13 protein-coding genes and 1 pseudogene are annotated in these 22684 nt (G+C 73.1%); 2 read left to right on the top strand and 12 right to left on the bottom strand.

The features are described from left to right. Nucleotides 1-142 precede the first annotated feature (142 nt). Both EAO72_RS30335 and EAO72_RS30330 read right to left on the bottom strand, forming a co-directional pair. Nucleotides 143-847 carry a LuxR C-terminal-related transcriptional regulator gene (locus EAO72_RS30335; protein ID WP_136327611.1) on the bottom strand — a complete coding sequence of 235 codons (705 nt, stop codon included), beginning with the start codon at nt 845-847 and terminating at the stop codon, nt 143-145. After that, on the bottom strand, nt 831-2129 hold the full coding sequence (locus EAO72_RS30330) for an ATP-binding protein (RefSeq protein WP_148020288.1): 1299 nt from the start codon (nt 2127-2129) through the stop codon (nt 831-833). The genes EAO72_RS30335 and EAO72_RS30330 overlap by 17 nt, the downstream gene beginning before the upstream one ends. Nucleotides 2130-2334: 205 nt before the next feature. Here EAO72_RS30330 and EAO72_RS30325 point away from each other — a divergent pair, with 205 nt between their 5' ends. Further along, on the top strand, nt 2335-3660 hold the full coding sequence (locus EAO72_RS30325; RefSeq protein WP_148020287.1) for a PspC domain-containing protein: 1326 nt from the start codon (nt 2335-2337) through the stop codon (nt 3658-3660). A 156-nt stretch (nt 3661-3816) separates the two neighbouring features. Here the strand turns inward: EAO72_RS30325 and EAO72_RS30315 are convergent, their stop codons facing one another. The 4 genes from EAO72_RS30315 to guaA all read right to left on the bottom strand — a co-directional run bounded on the left by EAO72_RS30315 (nt 3817) and on the right by guaA (nt 8373). Continuing rightward, on the bottom strand, nt 3817-4326 hold the full coding sequence (locus EAO72_RS30315) for a DoxX family protein (protein ID WP_148020285.1): 510 nt from the start codon (nt 4324-4326) through the stop codon (nt 3817-3819). 152 nt (nt 4327-4478) lie between these two features. Continuing rightward, nucleotides 4479-5744, bottom strand: coding sequence for a hypothetical protein (locus EAO72_RS30310; RefSeq protein WP_187285279.1), 1266 nt, complete (start codon nt 5742-5744; stop codon nt 4479-4481). Between the two features lie 126 nt (nt 5745-5870). After that, nucleotides 5871-6641, bottom strand: coding sequence for a class II aldolase/adducin family protein (locus EAO72_RS30305; RefSeq protein ID WP_148020284.1), 771 nt, complete (start codon nt 6639-6641; stop codon nt 5871-5873). 145 nt (nt 6642-6786) lie between these two features. Continuing rightward, the gene (guaA, locus tag EAO72_RS30300) at nt 6787-8373 is read right to left on the bottom strand and encodes a glutamine-hydrolyzing GMP synthase (RefSeq protein WP_148020283.1); all 1587 of its coding nucleotides are present in this window, start codon (nt 8371-8373) and stop codon (nt 6787-6789) included. Nucleotides 8374-8752: 379 nt separating this feature from the next. Between guaA and EAO72_RS30295 the strand changes: the two genes are divergently transcribed. Continuing rightward, on the top strand, nt 8753-9064 hold the full coding sequence (locus EAO72_RS30295; RefSeq protein WP_148020282.1) for a chorismate mutase: 312 nt from the start codon (nt 8753-8755) through the stop codon (nt 9062-9064). A gap of 462 nt (nt 9065-9526) precedes the next feature. Here EAO72_RS30295 and EAO72_RS30290 read toward each other — a convergent pair whose 3' ends face one another. The 6 genes and pseudogenes from EAO72_RS30290 to EAO72_RS30265 all read right to left on the bottom strand — a co-directional run bounded on the left by EAO72_RS30290 (nt 9527) and on the right by EAO72_RS30265 (nt 22318). Beyond that, nucleotides 9527-11275 carry a peptidase gene (locus EAO72_RS30290; protein ID WP_148020281.1) on the bottom strand — a complete coding sequence of 583 codons (1749 nt, stop codon included), beginning with the start codon at nt 11273-11275 and terminating at the stop codon, nt 9527-9529. A 307-nt stretch (nt 11276-11582) separates the two neighbouring features. Then, nucleotides 11583-13460, bottom strand: a complete 1878-nt coding sequence (locus EAO72_RS30285) for a GMC family oxidoreductase (protein ID WP_148020280.1) — start codon at nt 13458-13460, stop codon at nt 11583-11585. Between the two features lie 48 nt (nt 13461-13508). Continuing rightward, the gene (locus tag EAO72_RS30280) at nt 13509-15137 is read right to left on the bottom strand and encodes a succinic semialdehyde dehydrogenase (RefSeq protein WP_148020279.1); all 1629 of its coding nucleotides are present in this window, start codon (nt 15135-15137) and stop codon (nt 13509-13511) included. A gap of 186 nt (nt 15138-15323) precedes the next feature. Then, nucleotides 15324-16997, bottom strand: coding sequence for a serine/threonine-protein kinase (locus EAO72_RS30275; protein WP_261991672.1), 1674 nt, complete (start codon nt 16995-16997; stop codon nt 15324-15326). 131 nt (nt 16998-17128) lie between these two features. Continuing rightward, nucleotides 17129-20192, bottom strand: a pseudogene (locus EAO72_RS44175) (protein kinase). A 179-nt stretch (nt 20193-20371) separates the two neighbouring features. Continuing rightward, complete coding sequence (locus tag EAO72_RS30265; RefSeq protein ID WP_148020278.1) at nt 20372-22318, bottom strand: serine/threonine-protein kinase; 1947 nt, start codon at nt 22316-22318, stop codon at nt 20372-20374. Nucleotides 22319-22684: the final 366 nt, after the last annotated feature.

Raw genomic sequence — 22684 nt, 5'->3', positions numbered from 1 at the left:
CGGGACCGGTCCGACGCCAACGTGCCGGGACCCCGGCCCGACGCGAAGGCGCCTGACCCCCGGGGCGGTCCGACGCCAACATGCCCGGACCCCGGCCCGGCCCGAACGCGAAGGCGCGCCCGCCCCCGGGGCCGGTCTGGTCTCAGACCAGCCGGCGGGCGGTCGCCCAGCGCGTCAGTTCGTGCCGGTTGGAGAGCTGGAGCTTGCGCAGCACCGCCGAGACGTGGGACTCGACCGTCTTCACCGAGATGAACAGCTGCTTGGCGATCTCCTTGTACGCGTATCCGCGGGCGATCAGCCGCAGCACCTCGCGCTCGCGCTGCGTCAGCCGGTCGAGGTCCTCGTCGACCGGCGGGGCGTCCGTCGAGGCGAAGGCGTCGAGGACGAAGCCGGCCAGCCGGGGCGAGAAGACCGCGTCGCCGTCCTGGACCCGGAAGACGGAGTCGACCAGGTCGGCGCCGGTGATGGTCTTGGTGACGTAGCCGCGGGCGCCGCCGCGGATGACGCCGATGACGTCCTCGGCGGCGTCCGAGACGGACAGGGCCAGGAAGCGCACCGGGTTCTCGACCGCGCCCATGAAGGGCGCGCAGCGGCGCAGCACCTCGACGCCGCCGCCGCCCGGGAGGTGGACGTCGAGGAGGACGACCTCGGGGCGGGTCGCCGTGATGACGGTGACCGCCTGGTCGACGTCGGCGGCCTCGCCGACGACCTCGACGCCGGTCTCCTCGGTGCGGCCGATCTCTGCCTGTACTCCGGTGCGGAACATCCGGTGGTCGTCGACGAGCACGACTCGTACCCGGCGCTCCGGGCCCTCGTGGCCCCCGGTCGCCTCAGTGGTCCCGTTCATCGCTCGTCCTCTCCATCTCCAGCTCGACTTCCGTGCCCCCACCGGGCACCGAACGCAGCCGTGCGGTACCGCCGTTGCGCTGCATCCGGCCGATGATTGATTCTCGTACGCCCATTCTGTCCCCCGGTACGGAATCCAGGTCGAATCCCGGACCCCGGTCGCGGACCGAGACGAAGACCGTGCGGCCCTCGACCTCCGCGTAGACCTGGACGGCGCCGCCCTCGCCACCGTACTTGGCGGCGTTGACCATCGCCTCGCGCGCGGCCTGCATCTGTGCGGTCAGCTTCTCGTCGAGCGGGCAGTCGCCGACGACGACGACCTCCAGCGGGACGCCGTGCTTGTCCTCGACCTCGGCCGCGGCGCGTTTGACGGCCTCGGCCAGGTTCTCGGGTTCGTCGTCCTCGTCCTTGCCGGTGCCTTCGGGGTTGTAGAGCCAGTTGCGCAGTTCGCGTTCCTGGGCGCGGGCGAGTCTGCGGACCTCGCCCGCGTCGTCGGCGTTGCGCTGGATCAGGGTGAGGGTGTGCAGCACCGAGTCGTGGACGTGGGCGGCGACCTCGGCGCGTTCCTGGGCCCTGATGCGCATCAGGCGTTCCTCGGAGAGGTCCTGGGTCATGCGGACGAGCCAGGGGCCGGCCAGCAGGGCGATGCCGGTGAGCACGGCGATGGCCGCCGTGATGACGTTGCCCAGCTGGGCGGCGGAGCCGCGCACGACCATGAATCCGGCGAGGCCGAGGCCCACCAGGGCGACCCCGGCGAGGCCGCGGGCCAGGTGCAGGACCCGGCGCCGGCTGCCGGCCTCCATCCAGCGGGCGCGGCGGGCGTTGTCGGCCTGGCGCCACACGAGGKCGGAGCCGGCGCCGATCAGCAGAGTGGGCCAGATGTAGCGGTCGGCCTTGCTGCCCATGTCGACGTTGCCGACGAAGATCAGGGCGCCGACGAACAGCGCGATGAGGGCGAAGACCTGGCCCTTGTCGGGTTTGCGGAGTCTGCGGGTGCCGTCGGGCGCGGTCTCGAAGAGGGAGCGCGGGCCGTCCACGCCGCCGACGCCGAGCGGGACGACGATCCAGAACACCGCGTACAGGAGCGCGCCGAGGCCGTCCGCGAGGAACAGCCCGAGGAAGACGAAGCGCACCCAGGCCACCGGCAGCCCGAGGTGCCCGGCGAGACCGCGTGCGACGCCGCCGAGCAGCCGTCCGTCGGCGCTGCGGTACAGCTTGCGCTGGGGCTGCTCCTCCGGGTCGGGGGCGAGGGAGCTTGCGGCTCGGGGCGTGGCGGCTGGCATGACCCGATCGTCACACGTCCGTGCGGGTGATGGCATCAGGGTCGGCCCCCACATCGACCCTGAGACACATCGGCTCTGCCACACATCGGCCCTGGGGCCCGGCTGGGGGCGACGGGGCGTCTCAGGGTCCGGCCCGGCCAATATCAGGGACCGGCCAGGGTCGGGGCGGGTGCCGGAAGGGGCCGGCGCCCGTCACCATGGAGCCATGACCGTTCCCCAGGATGCGCCGCCGGGCGCCGTGCCGCCCCCCGGGCCCGTACCGCAGCTGCACCGCAGCTCGCGGCAGAAGGTGGTGGCGGGGGTGTGCGGCGGGCTCGGCCGGTACTGCAACGTCGATCCGGTGATCTTCCGGATCGTCCTCGGCGTGCTCTCGGTGACCGGTGGTCTCGGGCTGATCTTCTACGGCTTCGCATGGCTGCTGATCCCGCTGGAGGGCGAGGAGGAGAACGAGGCGCGCCGGCTGCTGTCGGGCCGGGTCGAGGGGTCGTCGCTGATCGCGGTGCTGTGCGCGCTGATCGGCTGCGGGCTGTTCCTTTCCATGCTGGGCAACAGCGGCACGCTGGCGTTCTCCGCAATGCTCTCGGTCGCGGTCATCGGCTTCACCGTCTGGACGCAGCACCGCAGGACGGCCGATCCGCAGGAGCGGACGCATCCGGCGGCCGACCGGGCCGTGTCGGACGCGCCGCCCGAGGTGAAGGCGCCGCCGAAGCCGTCCGGGCCGTCCTGGTGGCGTGACCCGATCATCAAGGACGGGACCACGGGGCCGGTCGGAGCGGGCTATCTGTGGGGGCCGCCGGACACCGTGATCGACGGCGGGACGCAGGGGGCACAGGGTGCGTCCCGGGCGACGGCCTACGCCCCCTTCCTGCCGCCGCAGCGGTCGCGGCAGATCCGGGGGCCGCGGTCCATCGGTGGTGCCGTCTTCGTCAACGCGATGATCGCGGGTGGTGTCGGCACGGGCCTGAGCTGGGACAGCCAGCCCCTCGGTACGAGCCTGCAGATCGGCCTCGCCGCCGCGCTCGCGGTCTTCGGGGCCGGGATGCTGATCAGCGCCTTCGTGGGCCGGACCGGTTTCGGCACGCTCCTGATGGCGATGATGACGGCCGGTCTGCTCGCGGGAGCGTCCGCGCTGCCCAAGGACATCACCACGCACTGGGTGCGCGAGGAGTGGCGGCCGGCGTCGGTCGCCGCGGTGCAGCCGCGCTACGAACTGGGTTCCGGGCAGGCGAAGCTGGATCTCACCGGGGTCACCGTGCCCGAGGGGGACACGGTGCGGACCGAGGTGGAGGTCGGCGCGGGCCGGGTCGTCGTACACGTACCGGGGACGGCCACCGTGAAGGTGGACGCGCGGGCCGGAATCGGCGACATCACCCTGCCGGGCGACCGGCGCCAGAACGATGTGGACATCCGCCCCTCGCAGAACGAGCACCGGACCCTGCCGCCGGCCGCGGGCGTCAAGCCGTCCGGCACGGTCGAGCTCGATCTGGAAGTGGGCCTCGGACAGGTGGAGGTCATCCGTGCCAAGTCGTGAGTTCCGGCCCGGGCGGGGTGTCGCGGGTCTGGTGATGCTGACGCTGGCGGGCGGTTACGCGGCCGACGCGGCGGGCACGTGGGAGGCCCCGTGGGCCTTCTTCGTCGCGGTCTTCGCGGGCGGTCTGTGGCTGGCCGCCACGGTGACCTGGGTGGCCTACCGGATCCGTCGCCGCCGCGTCGCGAGGAAGGCGTCCACGGAGAGCGTCGCCGCTCCGCCGAGCAGCAGCGGCAGCCAGGCCATGAGGTAGATCAGGTCGTTGCCGAGGTAGTACGGCGAGACCTGCCAGCTGACGGTCAGCCACAGGCTGAGCGAGATCAGCGCCCCGCCGAGTGCCGCGATCCGTGTCCACAGGCCCAGCAGCGTGCCGATGCCGACGGCGAGCTCGCCGAAGGCGATGGCGTATCCGAAGCCGGACGGGCTCTTCAGCGCGAGGTCCACGAGCGCCGGGATCGCGGCGGAGTCGCGGACGGCCGTCATCTGCTCGCCGATCGACCCCGGTCCGGTGGCGTGGAAGAAGGCGCTGTCGGTCAGTTTGTCGAGCGCGGCGTAGATGAAGGTGACCCCGAGGAAGATGCGCAGGGGCAGCAGGGCGTTCTCCCGTGCCAGGTCCCCCAGGCTCCTGGCCTCGCCCAGACCGCGCCCGTTCGTGCCGTACCCGTGCATGACTCTCCCGCCTTCCGCGGCCTGCCGCCGAACCGCCGGGTCCGTCAACAGGGCCGTTCGACCCTCGCCGGACCGTTCGATCCGTCACCAGACCATACGTACGCCCCGCACGCCCGGCTCACCAGGTGTCCGGCGGGGATTCCCGCGTCGTCTCAGTCCGTCACGTCGATCGCGACCCGGTTGGACTCCGCGCCGGACGCGGTCACGACCTGCACCTCGACCACTCCGGGCTCCACCTCCACCGGCACCGGCACGGTCAGCACGGTGTCGGTGGGGTTGGCGAAGCCACCGGCGACCGGCACCATCGGGACGTGTACGTGGACGGGGCCGATCCGCACGACCATGCGGGCGAGCCGGTCCGGGGCCCCGGCGCCGGGCGGCACGAATCCCGCGCCGCGGATCTCGATGTCGTCGCCGGTACGGATGGGCGCGTCCAGGTCGCCTGCCTCGCGGGCCCGGACCACCGACAGCACCACGGGCCGGCCGCCCTCCGTGTACTTCCCGGCGAAGTACACCGCCGCCGAGACGGCCACCAGGAGGGCCAGCCCCCACGGCAGGTCGGGCAGCTGCTCGGGCCGGCGGGCGAGGCGGACCGCGGCGAACACCACGGCGACGGTGGACACGAGCACGTAGCTCACATCGGTGAAGGCGCCGCGCCCCGAGTCGTCGGTGAGCAGGTCGGCGGCGCGCGGCCGGTCCGCCCGCAGCTTCTGCAGCCGCCCGGACAGCACCCGCAGGCTCACCACCCGCCGCACGACCACCGCGATGGCGCACACCAGGGCCAGCACGGTCACCACACCGGCGCCGCGCGCCAGGTCCAGGCCCTCGATCAGCGCGTCGCGCTCGGCGTGGCCGGAGGCGCCCGCCAGCTGGAGGGCGAGGACGAGGACGGAGAAGACGGCGAGGAGCACCCAGGACGCGGCGACCGCGCGGGAGGTGGAGAGCCGGTTGTCCTCGCCGATCAGGGGGGCGAGGAGGCCGCCGCGTGCCCGGTGGACGTGGGCGGCCGCGGTGAGCAGTCCGGCGGTGACGAGTCCGGCGATCAGGCCGGCGGTACGGGCGTGGGTCCAGCCGGCCCCGATGGCGGTGGCGGCCTCGGCGACGGCCAGTACGGCGACGGCGCCCCAGACGATGACCAGGGTGCGCTGCCACACCCGGTACAGCCAGGCGTCTCCGGCTTCCCGGCCGCGGTCGGCGACGGCCTGCGCGGACTGGGTCAGCTCGTCCGAGACCCACTGCCGGGTCGCGGAGGCCGACTGGGCGACCCCGGTGGGCAGCCCCTGACCCGCCGCGAGTTCGTCGCGCTTGGCCAGGAAGGCGGCCACCGCGCGGCGGTGCCCCTGGCGTGCTCCGTGCGGGCAGTCGCCGCACGTGCAGCCACCGCCGTGCGTGCCCTGTCTCGCCTCGTCCAACGCCACGGAGAACTCCGCCCCTTCCCGCCCCGGTACAGCCGTTGATCAACCCAACTCGGCTGTGATTGCTGCGAATTGTGCCGTACGAGGCGGGAGGTTCCCGCATCGGGGCACACCGGACGGGCCCGGTCGTCAGAACGTTCGAGAGATCCGGCTCCACAGCGGCTGGTAGTTGATCCAGGCGACCAGGTCGCTGCCGAGCTGTTCGCGGGTGGTGACCGCGTCCCGGTGCTCGATCAGCACGGGCTTCCCGGCCGCCCGCGCGGCCAGCTGGACCTGGCAGGACCGCTCCAGCGCGAGGAACCACCAAGCAGCCGCGTCCACCGAGTCGCCCACGGTCAGCAGCCCGTGGTTGCGCAGCACGATGGCCTTGCGGGGCCCGAGCGCGGCCGCGATCCGGCGGCCCTCGTCCTCGTCCACGACGACCCCGGTGTACGCGTCGTAGAGCGCGTGGTCCTCGTAGAAGGCGCAGGACTCCTGGGTGATCGGCTCGACGAGCTCCCCCAGCGCGGCCAGCGCCCGGCCGTGCACGGAGTGGGTGTGTGCGACGGCGACGACGTCCGGGCGGGCCCGGTGCACCTGCGCGTGGACGGCGAACGCCGCCTGGTTGACATGCCGGCTCCCCTCGACGACCTGGCCCTCACCGTTGACGAGGATCAGCTCGTCGGGCCGCAGCCCGTCGAAGGGGGCACCGAAGGGGTTGACCCAGTAGCAGTCGCCGAACTCCGGGTCCCTGGCCGTGATGTGTCCGGAGACGCCGTCCTCGTACCCGTACTCACCGAACAGGCGCAGCGCCCCCGCCAGGCGTTCCTTGCGGTGGGCTCGCTCCTCCTCCACGGAGGTGTGGACGGGCGGCATGGCGAAGTGGAGCTGGTCCACGGGTACGGGTGTGGGCTCGGGCATGGCGACTCCTCGGGTGCTCCCGGGCGTACGGGATCAGGCGTACGGGATCGGAAGTTACCGCCGGTCGCCGCAGGTGACCAGAGATACGACGATGCCGTCGCCCGGAACGGACGACGGCATCGGTACCGGCCTGTGGCGGGCAGTCCTACTCCCACTCGATGGTGCCCGGGGGCTTGCTCGTGACGTCGAGCACGACGCGGTTCACGTCGGCGACCTCGTTGGTGATGCGGGTGGAGATCTTGGCGAGGGTCTCGTACGGCAGGCGCGACCAGTCCGCCGTCATGGCGTCCTCGGAGGAGACCGGGCGCAGCACGATCGGGTGACCGTAGGTGCGGCCGTCGCCCTGGACGCCGACGCTGCGGACGTCCGCGAGCAGGACCACCGGGCACTGCCAGATGTCGCGGTCGAGACCGGCCCTGGTCAGCTCCTCGCGGGCGATGGCGTCGGCCTCGCGGAGCAGGTCGAGCCGCTCCTTGGTGACCTCGCCGACGATCCGGATGCCGAGGCCGGGGCCGGGGAAGGGCTGGCGCTGGACGATCTCCTCCGGCAGGCCGAGTTCCTGGCCGACCATCCGGACCTCGTCCTTGAACAGCTGGCGCAGCGGCTCGACGAGCTCGAACTCGATGTCGTCGGGGAGGCCGCCCACGTTGTGGTGCGACTTGATGTTGGCGGTGCCGGTGCCGCCGCCGGACTCGACGACGTCCGGGTAGAGCGTGCCCTGGACGAGGAAGGCGACCTCGGGCCCGTCCTCCTGGAGGATCTCCAGCTGGGCCTGCTCGAACACGCGGATGAACTCGCGGCCGATGATCTTCCGCTTCTGCTCCGGGTCGGACACGCCGGCCAGGGCGTCGAGGAAGCGCTTCTCCGCGTCGACGACCTTCAGCTTCGCCCCGGTCGCGGCGACGAAGTCCTTCTCGACCTGCTCGGTCTCGCCCTTGCGCATCAGACCGTGGTCGACGTACACGCAGGTCAGCTGGGAGCCGATGGCCTTCTGCACGAGGGCCGCGGCGACGGCGGAGTCCACGCCGCCGGAGAGGCCGCAGATGGCGCGCTTGTCGCCGACCTGGGCGCGGATCGCCGCGATCTGCTCCTCGACGACGTTGGTCGTCGTCCAGTTCGGCTCGATGCCTGCGCCGCGGTAGAGGAAGTGCTCCAGGACCTGCTGCCCGTGCGTGGAGTGCAGGACCTCCGGGTGGTACTGGACGCCGTAGAGCTTCTTCTCGTCGTTCTCGAAGGCGGCGACCGGGACGACGTCCGTGGACGCGGTCACGGTGAAGCCCTCGGGCGCGGCGGAGCAGGCGTCGCCGTGCGACATCCACACCGACTGCTCGGTCGGCGTTCCCTCGAAGAGGGTCGAGCCGGCCTTGGAGACGGCGAGCGCGGTACGGCCGTACTCACGGGCACCGTTGTCGTCGACGGTGCCGCCGAGCGTGGTGGCCATCAGCTGGAAGCCGTAGCACATGCCGAAGACGGGGACCCCGGCCTCGAACAGCGCACGGTCGAGCGAGGGCGCGCCCTCGGCATACACGGAGGACGGTCCGCCGGACAGGATGATCGCCCGGGGGTTCTTGGCCAGCATCTCGGCCACCGGCATCGTGGACGGCACGATCTCGCTGTAGACCCGGGCCTCACGGACTCGTCGGGCGATGAGCTGGGCGTACTGCGCGCCGAAGTCGACAACGAGGACCACGTCGGTGGTGGTGTCGGGGGCGGCGGGGGGTGCTGCTGGCACGGGGCGGCCTTCCGGCGGTGGAGAGGGGGTCGGTTCTTCCGATTCTACCGGCGGCCGGGGGCGTACCTCGTCGCGCGGGCAGAGCCCCGGCCTCACGCGGGCGGAGCCCTGCCGTCGCGCGGGGAGAGCCCCGGCCGTCTCACCATCCGGGCCGGGCGTTGGGCCGGGCCCGCCGATGGGTCCATACTGTGCGCATGCTTCAGCACACGACCTTCGTCTTTACCTATGGCATCCGGCCCGCCGGCTGCCATGGTCGTGCTGCTTGAGCAACTGACAAGCAACGTTCCAGGCGCCCCGGGCCGACAGGCCCGGGGCGTTCTGGCGTTCCGGGCCCGGTCGGCCCCGGGGAGCCCATACGCACCCCTCAGGGAGACCAGCCATGAGCAGCAGCACCGCCACCACGAGCACCAGGACCGCCGCCGACGTGACCGGCGCGCACACCGACGAGGCCGCGTCCCTGATCGCGGACGCCCGGACGCGCATCGACGCCCTCGACGACCGGATCATCGGCCTCATCCAGGAACGGATGGCCGTCTCCACCGTCATCCAGGAGGCCCGGATGACGTCCGGGGGCCGCCGGGTCAACCTCTCCCGCGAGATGGAGATCCTCGGCCAGTACCGGGACGCGCTGGGCAAGCCGGGCACGTCGCTCGCGATGACGCTGCTGGAGCTGTGCCGCGGCCGCGTGTGACCCGCCGCAGGCCAAGTACCCCAAGGGCCCACAGGGCTGTACGGGCGTATCCCAGTTCGGGCGGACTCTCACCCGTACGGCGCGTGACCGGTCGGCGCGTGGCTTCGTTGGTCCCGGTGTCCGTGCCAGCCAGGGGCGGCTTCGGTAAGAAACCACGCGTGGCTCCGCCGGGGTGTGTGGCGTACCGCAGGTACGCCGTGGGACCGCGCACCGGCGTGCGTGACCGGTCGGCAGGGGACAGCAGCCCGGTCACCTCAGAACGGCAGGCTTCGGGGACGCTCGGAGCCTGCCGTGTCCAAGGGTCCGTGAACCGGTCTTCCGGTCCACGGGCCCTTGTGCGTTCCCGGTCTGCTCTTCGGATCCACGGAGACTTGCGGGGTTGCCGGTCGGCTCGTGCGGTCCGCGGGCCCATGGCCGTTCCCGGTCGGCTCTTCCGGTGCACGGAGCCTTGTGGGTCCCCGCTCAGTACCCGCGCCGCCGTCCGGCCGCCAGGTACAGCACACCGCCCGCCAGCAGCGCGGTCGCCGCCGCGCCCGCGGCCGCCGCGGCGCCGGTTCCCGTGGCGGCGAGCCGACCTCCGGCGCCGGTTTCCGCACCGCTCCCGGAGGCGTTGGTGCCCGTGGCGTCGGCCGACGCGGAGACCGCCGGTGCCGAGGCGCCGTCCGTCGGGCCGCCGCTGCCCGACGAGCCCGAGGCGGACCCGCCTGCGGTGGCGCCGGATTCCCCCGCCTCGTCCGCGTTCAGCACGAGGGCGGCGGTGTTGTTGCCCCGGTCCGGGTCGAACGGCAGCAGCGGGTCCCGCGCCCGCGTGCCCCGGACCTCGACCGTCCCGGAGGCCCCCGTGACGGCCTCGGTGACCTTCAGGTCGAAGTGCAGCGCGGAGCCGCCGTCCTCCCGGACGGCCGTCAACGTGTCGCACACATAGCGCGGTGCGCCGGCCTGCTGCTCGCGGTACTGCCCGTCGGCCGTCACGCCCCGGCAGGTGCCGGGCCACGCGCTGACCGAGGCACCCTCGGGGACGGTGAAGTCGACCGTGGCGACCGGCTCACCGGACCGGAGGTCGCCGATCCAGGCCGGCCCCTCGTTGCGGAAGCCGATGTCGGCCCCGACCGTGCTGCCCGGCAGGCCGGACGCCGTGTCCCCGTACGCGACGAAGTCGGCGGTGTTCGCGGTGCTGAAGTCGGCCTCCTGCTGGTTGTCGGTGGGATCCAGGTCGCTGGAGCGGACGGCCGGGGCCTCCTGGAGCGCGAGGACGTTGCCCTTGGCGCCCGGGGCTGCCCGCCCGGCGTCGCGCACCGAGGGGCCGGCCTCGTCGATCCGGTAGACCAGGGTGTCCCGGTAGGCGTGCTGCGTGGCCCGGAGCAGCAAGGGCTCGGCCAGTTCGTAGACGGCGCCCGCCTCGTAACTGCCCTCGACCGAGCAGAGCGCGGTCGTCCGTACGGTGAAGCCCTGCCCGGCGTCGTCCTCGCGGTACACGCAGTTCTCGTACCGCTCGGTGAACTCGATGCCGCGGGTGTACATGAGCGTCAGCACGACACCGTCGGCGGCGCGGGTGCCGTGGTTGGCGAAGGCGAGCGGGAAGGGCTGGGTCCGGCCGGGCCGGAGCTCCTGTTCCAGCGGGGCCCGCTCCATCACCAGGTCGGGGCCGCCGATCACGATCCGGGTGGTGAACGGGGTGAAGGCCGCGTCGTCCGCCGTACCGGTCACCCGGATCGTGCCGGAGTCCCCGTCCCTGCTGCCCGCCGCGGCGCCGACGCGGAGTTCGGGCAGCGGGTTCGTCCCGGGCGCGAGACCCGCACCGTGGCAGACACCGGTCGTGCCGGTGATCTCGCAGTACGCGCCACCGCGCGTGCCGTCGTCCTCCGCGCCGTCCGCCGTGCCGCCCTCCGCACTGCCCGGCGTGCCGAACACGGCGTCGGCGACGCCCGCGATCCCGCTGAGGTCGAACGTCACGGTGTACGCGCCCTCGAAGCGGCCGTACTCCTCGTCCCGGGACGGGTTGTCGACCGTGAGCGCGACGGAGGTCCGCTGCGGGCCGCCGCTCGCGGGGTACGGGTGCAGCGCGGTCTCGGCCGGGCCGCCGAAGCCCATGACCGGAGCGGCGGCGCGGGCCGGGACGCTCAGGGCGAGCGACCCGGCGGCCAGCAGGCCGGCGGCGACGAGAGCGCCCGCGACGCGACGCAGGGCGGCTCTCGGAGTCGTGCTTCTCATCGCGGGACCTTCTGGGGGGGTCGGTGGGAACCGTGCGGCTGCCGTGGGCAGCGATACGAGTTCGACCCCGGGCCCGTGCGAAGAGTTGCGCGGGTCCAGGTCACGGATTGAGCACGTCGCGTCGCGAGCGCCGGAACGGAACGTGAGCGGCGTCACATAAGGATTATGTGAGTCCGGGGACAACCATCGGGGCGCCTTGCAGGTCATGCATGCGGAACCACCGGTCACATCCGTCACGCGGCTTCACCGGTAGAGCGTGAGGGGCTGCACTCGGAGGGGGGTGCAGCCCCTTCTGCTGTCCGCGGCCCTAGTCCGCCTTCGCAGACTCCGCCTTCGCGGACTCGGCCTTCGCGGGCCCCGCCTTCGTGGCCTTCGGCGGCACCGCCGGCATTCCCAGGAACGGCAGCCGCAGCGCGCCGAACGCCTCCTTCGGGACGGCGGGTGCCTGCGGCTCGACCGCCACCAGCCGCTCGTACTCCTGGCCCTGTGCCGGGCGGAGGTCCTGCTCGCCCTTGTTGGGCCAGAAGGACATGGCACGCTCCGCCTGCGCGGTGATCGTCAGGGACGGGTTGACGCCGAGGTTGGCGGAGACCGCGGAACCGTCGACGACCGAGATGCCCGGGTGGCCGAACAGCCGGTGGTACGGGTCGATGACCCCCTCCTCGGCACTCGCGCCGATCGGGCAGCCGCCGAGGAAGTGCGCGGTGAGCGGGGTGCCCATGAGCTCGCCGATGTTGGAGCCCGGGAAGCCGTTGATCTCCTCGGCGAGCAGGGTCGCGCTCTGCGTCGCCTCGGCGATCTGTGTCGGGTTGGGCGCTCCGTGGCCCTGGCGGGCGGTGAGCAGGCCCTTTCCGATGCCGCGGGGCTTGCGGTACGCGGTGAGGGAGTTGTCCAGCGACTGCATGACGAGCCCGATGATGGTCCGCTCCGACCAGCGCCGGTTGGAGAGCGAGCGCACGGCGAGGGTCGGGTGCTTGGCCACGTTGCCGATCCAGCCGAGCACCCGGTGGGCGCTGTGGGGGACCTGGAGGATGGTCAGCCCGCCCATCGCGTTGGATCCCTTGCCGTAACGGACCGGTTCGATGTGGGTGTTCTCGTCGGGGTGGATCGAGGACGTGATGGCGACGCCCTTGGTGAAGTCGGGCTTCGAACCGTGGCGCTTGCGGTAGCGGCGGTCGGAGGTCTGCGCGCCGACGAGGCCCTCGGAGTTGGTCCGGGTCAGCTCGCCGAGCCGGTCCGAGAGCCGGGGCAGCAGCCCCCGGTCCTTCATGGTGTGCAGCAGGGTCTGTGTGCCGTACGTGCCCGCCGCCACGACCACGTTGCGGGCGCGCAGCAGCGTGGGCTTCGCCTTCTTCCGGCGGTCGGTCGGCACGGTGGAGACGTGGTAGCCGCCGGCCGGGTCGTCCGTGACCGCGACGACGGACGTCATCGGGTGGATGACCGCGCCGGCCTTCTCGGCGAGGTGGAGATAGTTCTCGTTGAGGGTGTTCTTGGCGCCGTGCCGGCAGCCGGTCATGCATTCGCCGCATTCGGTGCAGGCCTTGCGGGCCGGGCCCGCGCCGCCGAAGTACGGGTCGGCGACGGTCCCGCCCGGCTTCGCCCTCGCCGTGCCGTCGGCGTCCTTGCCGTCGCCGAAGAAGACGCCGACCGGGGCGAGATGGAAGGTGTCGCCGACGCCCATGACCTCGGCGGTCGCCTTCAGGTGGACGTCGGACGGCGTCATCGTCGGGTTGAGCCTGACCCCGAGCATCCGCTTGGCCTGCTCGTAGTACGGCGCGAGCTCGTCCTGCCAGTCGGTGATGTGCGCCCACTGCCGGTCCTCGAAGAACGGAGCCGGGGGCACGTACAGGGTGTTGGCGTAGTTCAGCGAGCCGCCGCCGACGCCCGCACCGGCCAGCACCATGACCTTGCCGAGCAGATGCACGCGCTGGATGCCGAAGAGGCCCAGCGCGGGGGCCCAGAGGTAGTTCTTCAGGTCCCAGGAGTTCTTGGGCAGCGTGCCGGGGGTGAAGCGGCGGCCCGCCTCCAGGACACCGACCCGGTACCCCTTCTCGGTCAGCCGCAGCGCCGAGACCGCGCCGCCGAAGCCCGAACCGACGATCAGGACGTCGTAGTCGTACGCGTGGTCGTCATCGGCCGAGCCGGCCGGTCCGGCCTGATTCTGGGCAGGGCTGTCCTGGGACATGGCTCTCCTCGGTACGAAAAGGACAGGAATGCTGCGGTGGTGCGGGGGTCAGCGCAGGCGGAACGCCTTCATGGCCTTGAGGCTGCGGCTCATGAACGCCGCGTACTTCGCGTCGTCCATCCCGAAGGCCGGGGCGAGCGGGATCAGGCGCTGCTGGGCGACGGTCTGGGCCTCGGTGTACTTGAGGATGCCCTCGGAGCCGTGGCGGCGGCCGAGACCGGAGTCCTTCATGCCGCCCATCGGGGACTGCACGCTGCCGTACGCGGGGGCGTACCCCTCGTTGATGTTGACCGTGCCGGTCCGCAGCCGGGCGGCGACCCGGTGGCCGCGCTTGCCGTCCTTGGTCCAGACGCTGGAGTTCAGGCCGTACGGGGTGGCGTTGGCCAGCGCGATGACCTCGTCCTCGTCGCTGAACCGGTAGATGGAGACGACCGGGCCGAAGGTCTCCTCGTTGCAGACGGCCATCGGGGCCTCGACGCCGTCGAGGATGGTCGGCTCGTAGAACAGCGGGCCGATGTCGGGGCGGGCGACGCCGCCCGCGACGAGCGTGGCGCCCTTCTCGACGGCCTCCGCGACGTGCCGGCTCACGGTCTCCAGCTGGCGCTCGCCGACGAGCGAGCCCATGTCGGCGCCGTACGCGAGGGAGGTGCCGAGCCGCATCGCCTTCGTACGGGCGGCGAACCGGGCCACGAAGTCGTCGGCGACGGACTCGTGGACGTACAGCCGTTCGATGGAGATGCAGAGCTGGCCGGCGGAGGAGAAGCAGGCGCGGACGGCGCCGGCGGCGGCCTTCTCCACGTCGGCGTCCTTCAGGACCAGCATCGCGTTCTTGCCGCCGAGCTCCAGCGAGACACCGACGAGCCGGGCCGCGGCACCCTGGGCGACCTCGCGGCCGGTACGGGTGGAGCCGGTGAACGAGACGTAGTCGGCGTGCTTGACGACCTCGGGCCCGACGACGGGTCCGTCACCGAGGACGACCTGGAACACCTCGGCCGGCAGACCGGCCTCGATGAGGAGGTTACGGGCCCACAGCGCGGTCAGCGCGGTCTCCGTGTCGGGCTTCATCACCACGGCGTTCCCGGAGACGAACGCGGGCAGCGCGTCGCCGACGGACAGTTCCAGCGGGTAGTTCCACGGCGCGATCTGGCCGATGACACCGCGCGGCTGGCGCAGCTCGGTGACCTTGGTGAGGGTCGGTACGACCCCGGTGTGCCGCTTCGGCTTCAGGTAGGCGCTCGCCCTGCGGCCGTAGTGCCGGGCGGCGACGGAGACCGCGAGGACCTCTTCGTGGGCGTGCAGCCGGGCCTTGCCGGTCTCCAGCTGGATGAGGTCGAGGACCTCCGACTGGCGCTCCAGCACGAGGTCGTGGAAGCGCAGCAGCACGGCGGCCCTGGCGCGGACGGACAGCGCGGCCCAGGCGGGCTGGGCGGCACGGGCGCGCGCGAAGGCGTCCGCCACGTCCTCGGGGGTGGACTCGGGCAGGTCGGCCAGCTTCTCGCCGGTGAAGGGCGTGTGGTTGGCCGTACGGCCGGAACCGGCGACGCCGCGGGTCAGCTGGGCGACCACCTCGGGCGTCACGACATCGGCGGCCGTGCGCGCGCCCGCGGGCGCGGCGGCCACCGGGTTGGTGCCGACAACGGCGGCGGTGGTGGGCGTGGAGGCCTGCGAGTCCGTCATGAGGGCGAGAGTACGTCCAGCCGGAGCCTTTGGGTACCCGTGGGTAACAGCTTTTCACACTCCCCACAACAGCCCTCCGCGGCCCCCCGTCAACCAAGCCAGTGATCACTGGCTGAATAACCGCTGATCAGGGGGTATCTTGCCCGGCGTCGCCGAGGGGGGAGGCGCCGCAGGAGCCCTTCGAGGTCAGTTGGAATCGGCCGGCGCGCGCCAGCTGCGCAGCATCGTGTTGAACCGGTCCCGGGTGATGTCCCAGTCCTCCTCCGGCCCCGTCATGTACAGCGCGTACTCCGGGCCGCCCTCCTTCGCGTAGTACATCTGGTCGATGGCATGGCGGGGCTCGCCGGGCTTCTCGTTCCAGGTGAACTCCCAGATGGAGCCGGGCTGGTCCCGGTAGACGTTGGAGTTCATCTCCATGCTCCGGTAGTCCGGCAGCCGCTCGCGCAGACGCGTCTCCAGGTCCTGCATGTGCGTGTACGAGTCCTCGAAGTCGGGTGCCGGATCCACGCTGAAGCGGAAGTAGTGCACACCGTCGTCCGGGGTGTAGTCGATGTTGGTGCCGTTCACCTGGCGCTCCCAGCCCACCGGCATGAGGATGCTGAACCCGGCCGGGTCCTCCACGCGCCGCCAGCCGTCCGGGACGCCCTCCTTCGCCGGGTCCGGCTTCGGCGTCGGGGTGGCGCGGGGACTGGGGCTGTGGGTGACCGGCCCCGGAGACCGGGTGCCGTGCGACGCCGTGCCGCCGGTCCCGGTCTCCGCGTCGCTGCGGTTCGCGTACATCATCGCGGCGAGGACCCCGCCGCCGCCCACCAGGGCCGCCAGCGCGATGACCAGAACCGTGGTGCGCCAGCGGCTGCGCCGGGCCACGGGTGCGGTGCCGGGGGCCGGGACGGGCCCGGGATAGGGCAGCCGGGCGGTGCCGCCGCCGGGTATCCCGCCGCCCGACGGCCCGTCGGGGCCCATCGCGTGGAGGACCGTCTCCGGGACCCGCTGGGTGGGGACGTAGGCCTGGGCCGCCCGGGGCTCGCGTCCCTCCATGGCCTCCAGCAGCATCCGCTCGGCCTCGGCGGCCGAGGGCCGGTCCTCGGGTTCCTTGCGGAGCAGCGCGGTGATGACGTGGCCCAGCGCCCCGGCCCGTTCGGGCACCGGCGGTTCCTCGGTGACGACGGCCTGCATCGTGGAGATCGGAGAGGTGCGGCGGAACGGCGAGCGTCCCTCGACCGCGGTGTACAGCGTGGCGCCCAGCGACCACAGGTCGGACGCGGGGCCGGGATCGCCGCCGCGGACCCGCTCGGGTGCCAGGTAGTCGATGGAACCGACCAGTTCACCGGTCCTGGTGATGGTCGAGTCGCCCTCTATCGCCGCGATCCCGAAGTCGGTGAGCAGGACCCGACCGTCGCGGGCGAGCAGCACGTTGCCCGGCTTCACATCGCGGTGCAGCACCCCGGCGTCGTGCGCGGCGCGCAGGGCGCCCAGCACATGGAGCCCGATCCTGGCCGCCTCGCGGGGTTCGATCTCGCCGGATTCCTTGGCCTGGTCGGCAAGTGACGGGCCGTCGACGTACTGCATGACGATCCACGGCCGGTGGTCGTACTCGATCACGTCGTGGACGGTGACCACGCCGGGATGCGTGATGCGGGCCGCGGCGCGGGCCTCCTTCTGGGTCCGCGCGTGCAGCACGACCCGGTCCGCCTCGGCGACGTACAGCCCGGCGGTCAGCTCCTTGACGGCGACGGTGCGGTGCAGCACCTCGTCGTGGGCGCGCCAGACCTTGCCCATGCCGCCGCGTCCGAGGACCTCTCCGAGCCGGTACCTCCCGGCCAGCAGCAGTCCCGTTTCCGTGCCCTGCGATCGTTCCACGTGTCCCCGCCCCGTTCCTTCGGATGCCAGGTTACGGAGGGGAAGTACGGCCACGGAACCTCGCACCGCTCACGAGATCGCACTGTGACGCATGTCGCCCCCGGGCCCGTGCCCCGTCGAACCGCTTGCGTTCACTGTGTCACGCGGTAGGAGGCACTGGCCTGTTGGTAGATGTCGCTCACCTTGTCGCGCTCGCTCTCCGGGCCCATGACCTGGAGGATGTGGTACTTGCCCTTGACGACGATCACCAGGTTGCGGACGTACACCTCGCGGCCGCCGGACTCCTGCCAGGTGAACTGCCCCTCCGCCATGGCCTGCTGTCCGACGTCGATCCGGCGCAGCCCGCTCGCCGACGCCCAGCTGGAGTCGCGGAACTGCTGCAACTCCGGCTCCCTGTTCCGCTGGTAGTCGAGCGGGTCCGCGCCGTTCGACTTCACGGTGTCGCGTCCCGGGACGACGAGGAGGCTGAATCCGTCGCTCCCGTAACGGATCTGACGGTCCGCGTTGGCGGGGCTGCGCTGCCAGCCCTTGGGCGCCCCGACCTCGAAGCCCTCGGGGTCCTTGCGCAGCGTGTAGCCGGGGGCGAGCGCCACGGCGGAGCGGCTGGTCTGCGGCTGCTGCGCGCCGGAGGAGGCCGGGGCGGACGGGTCGCCGGAGTCCTGGCCGCCCGGCTCGGGTGCTCCGGACTCCGTACGGGAAGGAGCGGCGCCCGCTCCGGAATCCGAACCGGACTTGGGCATGAACATCACCGCGTACGCGACCGCCGCGGCCAGGAGCAGCAGGATCAGGACGAGCAGCAGCCGCCCGAGCCTGCGGGGTGCGCGCGCGCCGCCCTGCTGCGGGCGGGGCGGGGTGCGGAGCGCCTTGGGACCCTTGGGCTCACGGGGCGGCCTGGGGGCCCTGGGCTCGCGCGACTGGAGCGGGGCCCGCTCCGCGGGTTCCGGCCGTTCCCCGGTGTGGCGGTGCCGGCCGTGCGCCGACCCGCCCCGGCGGCCGCGGCGCTTGCGGACGAGTTCGCCGCGGCGGCGCACGACGGGCAGCCGGGTGGCGTCCGGGGAGGGCAGCGTCACGACGTCGAGACCGGCCTCCGGCTCGGGCGCCGACCGCACGAGCGAGCGCAGCCAGCCGCGCAGCTCCTCGAAGTCCGGGCGCTCGGTGGGGTCCTGGCGCAGCAGCGACTCGACGACGGGCCGCAGCGGGCCGCACTCCTCGGCGAAGGCGGGCGGTTCGCCGCAGACCATCTGGACGAGTTCGGCGGCGTTCTCCTCCGGGTACGGGGCATGGCCCTGCACGGCGCGGTAGAGCAGCGCGCCCAGCGCCCAGAGGTCGGTGGAGGGGCCGATGGGCGGTGCCAGCTGCCAGTTCTCGTGGACCGGTCCGGCCTGCTCGGGCGCCCAGCGCTCGGTGACCGCGCCGACGACGGCGATCCGGGCCTGCCGGGCGCGCTCGGCGGCGAGGGTGGTCGCGGGGCCGCGGTACGCGGAGGTGTCACGGCTGCCGGCGACGATCTCGTCCCAGCGGCCCGGGGCGCTCTCCGGGGCCGTCTCCCGGGTGGTGGCCGGCAGCTGCGGGCGGACGGCCGGGGTGGCCCCCTGACGCCGGGAGTCGGCGCGCAGGGCGTCCTCGCTAGAGCCTCCGGCGGGCACCGGGCGGCCGCGGCCGGGACCGTCGTCCCAGGAACCCGTCAGATGGAGCCGCCGCGGCGGCGGGCCGTCGTCGCCCTCGTCGTCGTACGGATCCTCGTCGTCGTACAGGTCCTCGTCGTACGCGTCCGGGGCGGCGGGCCGGCCGAGGGGCTGCAGCGGGTGGGCGGGCCGCTGGACCGGAAGGGTGCCGGTGTCCTGGGCGTCCTCCCGGCCGGCCCGGCGCTCCTCCTCACCGATGCGGGCGGCGGCGCGGGCGCCCGCGCCGCGGTTCCTGGGACGACGGTCCCGGCCGCGGCCGCCCGGTGCCCGCCGGAGGCTCTAGCGAGGACGCCCTGCGCGCCGACTCCCGGCGTCAGGGGGCCACCCCGGCCGTCCGCCCGCAGCTGCCGGCCACCACCCGGGAGACGGCCCCGGAGAGCGCCCCGGGCCGCTGGACCGGAAGGGTGCCGGTGTCCTGGGCGTCCTCCCGGCCGGCCCGGCGCTCCTCCTCACCGATGCGGGCGGCGGCGCGGGCGCCCGCGCGGTACGCGGCGATGGCCCCCGCCCGCGCGGCCCGCGCCTGCGCGCTGCCGGCCTCGGCGGCGGGAACGGGCACGGTGGCGGGCGGAACGGGCGGCGACGGCCGGCGCGCGGACTCCAGCTCGCCCGCTCCGTAGGGCTGCGCGGGACCGCCCCCGGCCCCCGCTTCGATGGCCTCCGGGCCACGGGAGGCGGGCACGTCGGGGTGGTTGTACGGATCGGCGTGCTCGGGCTCGACGGCGGGCGGGCGGTACGGGTCGTGGCTGCCCGGCCCGGACCCCGGCAGGGCGTACCGACCGATGTCCGCCGGCTCGACCGCGGGCGGTGCGTACGGATCGACGTGCCCCGGCTCGACCGCGGGCGGTGCGTACGGGCCCGTGGGGCCCGACTCGACCGCGGGACCGCCGTAGCCGTCCTCGCCGTCGCCGTCGTCGTCGGCGCGCGGGACCGGGACGTAGCCGCAGAGCGCCTCCTCGGCCGCCCCGGCCGCCAGGCCGGTCAGCACGACGCGGCCGTCGTCGCAGATGAGCACCGTGCGCACGGTGATGTTGCGGTGGGTCCAGCCGTGCGCGTGCAGGACGCGCAGCGCGGTCAGGACGTCGGAGCCGATCTCGGCGGCCCGGTACGGATTGAGCGGGCGCTCCGCGAGCAGCGCCGCCAGCGGCCTGGCCGCGACCAGTTCGCTCACGATCCAGAGCGAACCCGCCTCGGCGAACACGTCGAAGACCTGGTCCAGGCGCGGGTGGTCGGGCACCTGGGCCGCCGCCTGGGCGGCCTCGATGGCGCGCCGGACCGCGGGGTCGGTGGACCGCCGCACGGTGCGCCCGCCGGCCCGTCGCGCCGCCGTGGGCTGCCCGTCCGCGTCGAGCACCTCGGCGTCCACGACCTCCGGCAGCGGCACCTGACGGACCAGTACCTCCTGGCCGCTGTAGGTGTCGAACGCCCGGGTCTCGACCAGTTCGTACGCGTCGGACGGAGGCAGCGGAAGGCGGTAGCGGTCGGCAAGCACCCGACCCGCATAGTCGTCCACGACGCCTCCCCAGAGCGCGCTGCCCCCCGGTCACGTAGACCGCACGAAACCGTCAATTGCGGTCACTTGCTGTGCAATTGACTTGTGGTTTCGGCTGCGTACGGTCTTCGAGCTCTCACAATACGTGGCAGGAGGCCGCCGCGCGGCAGGGTCGGCCCAACCCGGCCGGACGGCTTCCGTCAGTCGCGCGGCGCGAAGGTGTCGAACGCCGTCTTGCGCAGCGTCCGGCACTCCGCGCCGTCCCACTCGTCGGCCTTGCAGCTGATCATGATCGCGTACCCGTGGCCGCCGTCGACCTTGAAGCCCCGGTTGATCACCCGGACCCGCTGGCCCTGCTGCGTACGCTCGAACTGCCAGTCGGCGACGGTCGGGTAGCCCTTGTACTGGACCTCGTTTATACCGAGGTGGTGGTAGCCGTTGCTGGTGGCCGCGACGGCGGCCCTGGCCGCCCGCCAGGCCGCGGCGGCGTCGCCGCCGGGCGAGTCGGTGTAGTCGACCTGGATACGGGGAAAGCCGCCGCTGACGTTGTATATGGCGCCGGAGTTGGCACCCGCCGTCTTGTCGAAACGGAAGTCCTCGGGCATCACCATGGAGAAGTGGAACTTCTTGTTCTCCACCGCCTTGTAGCCGGTGGGCACGGCGTCGTCCTGCTGGTCGCCCTGCGAGTCGTCCGATCCCTTGCCAGAGTCGTCGCTCCCGCCCTGGCCGCCGTCCGTACCCTGCTCGTCCTTGCCCTGCTCCTTGCCGCCGCCCTGCTCGGTGTCGGCGGAGGAACCGGAGCCGCTGGATCCGCTGCCCGCGGAGGATCCGGCCGAGGCGGACGTGCCGTCCTTGGCCTTGCCCGCGTTGCCGGGGTCCTCGTCGCCCCCGCCGAGCGTGAGCGCGAGGACCGTGCCGAGCACGGCGAGCACGATGACGGCCGCGATGATCGCCAGCGTGCGGCGCGGCACCACGTCCGTCAGGGACGCGCGGGGCGGGCTGACCGGCGAGGTGGCCGGACGCGGCGGCGGTACAGCTCCCGAAGGCGAGGCCGTGGCTGTCGTGGGGGCCTTGGCCGGACGGGCCGGAACGGCGGCCACGGCACCGGCGCCCGCGGCGGGCGCCGCCTTCGCGTTCCGCGCGGAGCGCAGCGCGCCGCGCAGCCGGTCCCTGGCACCCTCAGCCGGTTCGCCGGGCTTCTGCGCCGGCCTGTGCGGGGCGTCGGCCACGTTCTTGGGGAGCGCCATCACCTGGGTGGCGTCGGCCGGCGGCGGAACCGGAACGTCCGGCTGCTCCGGGGCGTCGATCACGTCGTTGAGCAGGGCGCGCGCGCCGGCGTCGTCGAGCCGCTGCTCCGGGTCCCGGGCGAGCAGCCCGTAGATGACCTCCTCCAGCGGGCCCGCGTTCTTCGGCGGGTCGAGCGGCTCGGTCATCACGGCGGTCAAGGTCGCGATCGCGGACCCCTTGTCGTACGGCGGGCAGCCCTCGACGCTCGCGTACAGCAGTCCGCCGAGCGACCAGAGGTCGGCGGGCGGGCCGGGCTTGTGGCCGCGGGCCCGCTCCGGCGAGATGTACGAGGGGGCGCCGACGAGCATGCCCGTGGAGGTGACCGACGGGTCGCCCTCGACCTGGGCGATACCGAAGTCGGTCAGCACGACCCGGCCGTCCTCGGCGATCAGCACGTTGGACGGCTTCACGTCACGGTGCAGAATGCCCTCGCGGTGCGCCGAGCGCAACACGTCGAGGATGGCGAGGCCGACCTCGGCCGCGCGCCTCGGCGTCAGGACGCCGTCCTCGCGGACCGCCTCGGCCAGCGACTTGCCCTCGATGAGTTCCATGACGATCCACGGCCGGTCGTCCTCGTCGACCACGTCGTAGACGGTGACCGCGCCGTTGTTGCGGATCCGGGCGATCGCCTTCGCCTCGCGCAGGGTGCGCGTGATGAGCCGGCGCTTCTCGTCGTCGTCGATGGCCGACGGGAACCGCAGTTCCTTGACCGCGACCGTGCGGCCCAGCGTCTCGTCGACGGCGCGCCAGACCGTACCCATTCCACCCCGGCCGAGCACCTCTCCGAGCCGGTACCGCCCCGCGAGAAGACGTCCGTCCTTGTCCCGTTGGGGCTCCCGTGCCTGCTCCGCCTCCGACATGCGTCCCCTCTGCGATCAACCCGCCCTGGCAGAGCGTTCATTGTCCCTCACCCCGGGACCGGTCCTGGTGCCGGGTCCGGGGACCGTCGTAAGTGGCCGACGGAAGGGATCTCCGGCCGCGGCCCGTACGCGCGGCGCTGCCCCGCCACGACCGCCCACCCCTGCCCTGCTCCGCCTCTGCTCCGCCTCTGCTCCGCCCAGCGAACCACATCCCGCCGCGGGCACCCGCTGCCGGGCCTCGTCGTCGTCGCGGGAGGCAAGTACACGACGTACCGGGTGATGGCGAAGGACGCCGTGGACGAGGCGGTGCACGGCCTCGACCAGCGGGTCGCGGAGTGCGTCACCGAGGACATCCCGCTGCTGGGC

This window comes from Streptomyces sp. OR43, assembly GCF_008042275.1.
Lineage (GTDB): Bacteria > Actinomycetota > Actinomycetes > Streptomycetales > Streptomycetaceae > Streptomyces.
This window is presented reverse-complemented; position numbering and strand designations above follow the sequence as displayed.

Excerpts from the sequence above, each read along its gene's own strand:
- EAO72_RS30335 (WP_136327611.1), bottom strand. The coding sequence starts at position 847 with ATGAACGGGACCACTGAGGCGACCGGGGGCCACGAGGGCCCGGAGCGC.
- EAO72_RS30325 (WP_148020287.1), top strand. The coding sequence starts at position 2,335 with ATGACCGTTCCCCAGGATGCGCCGCCGGGCGCCGTGCCGCCCCCCGGG.
- EAO72_RS30315 (WP_148020285.1), bottom strand. The coding sequence starts at position 4,326 with ATGCACGGGTACGGCACGAACGGGCGCGGTCTGGGCGAGGCCAGGAGC.
- EAO72_RS30305 (WP_148020284.1), bottom strand. The coding sequence starts at position 6,641 with ATGCCCGAGCCCACACCCGTACCCGTGGACCAGCTCCACTTCGCCATG.
- EAO72_RS30295 (WP_148020282.1), top strand. The coding sequence starts at position 8,753 with ATGAGCAGCAGCACCGCCACCACGAGCACCAGGACCGCCGCCGACGTG.
- EAO72_RS30290 (WP_148020281.1), bottom strand. The coding sequence starts at position 11,275 with ATGAGAAGCACGACTCCGAGAGCCGCCCTGCGTCGCGTCGCGGGCGCT.
- EAO72_RS30285 (WP_148020280.1), bottom strand. The coding sequence starts at position 13,460 with ATGTCCCAGGACAGCCCTGCCCAGAATCAGGCCGGACCGGCCGGCTCG.
- EAO72_RS30280 (WP_148020279.1), bottom strand. The coding sequence starts at position 15,137 with ATGACGGACTCGCAGGCCTCCACGCCCACCACCGCCGCCGTTGTCGGC.
- EAO72_RS30265 (WP_148020278.1), bottom strand. The coding sequence starts at position 22,318 with ATGTCGGAGGCGGAGCAGGCACGGGAGCCCCAACGGGACAAGGACGGA.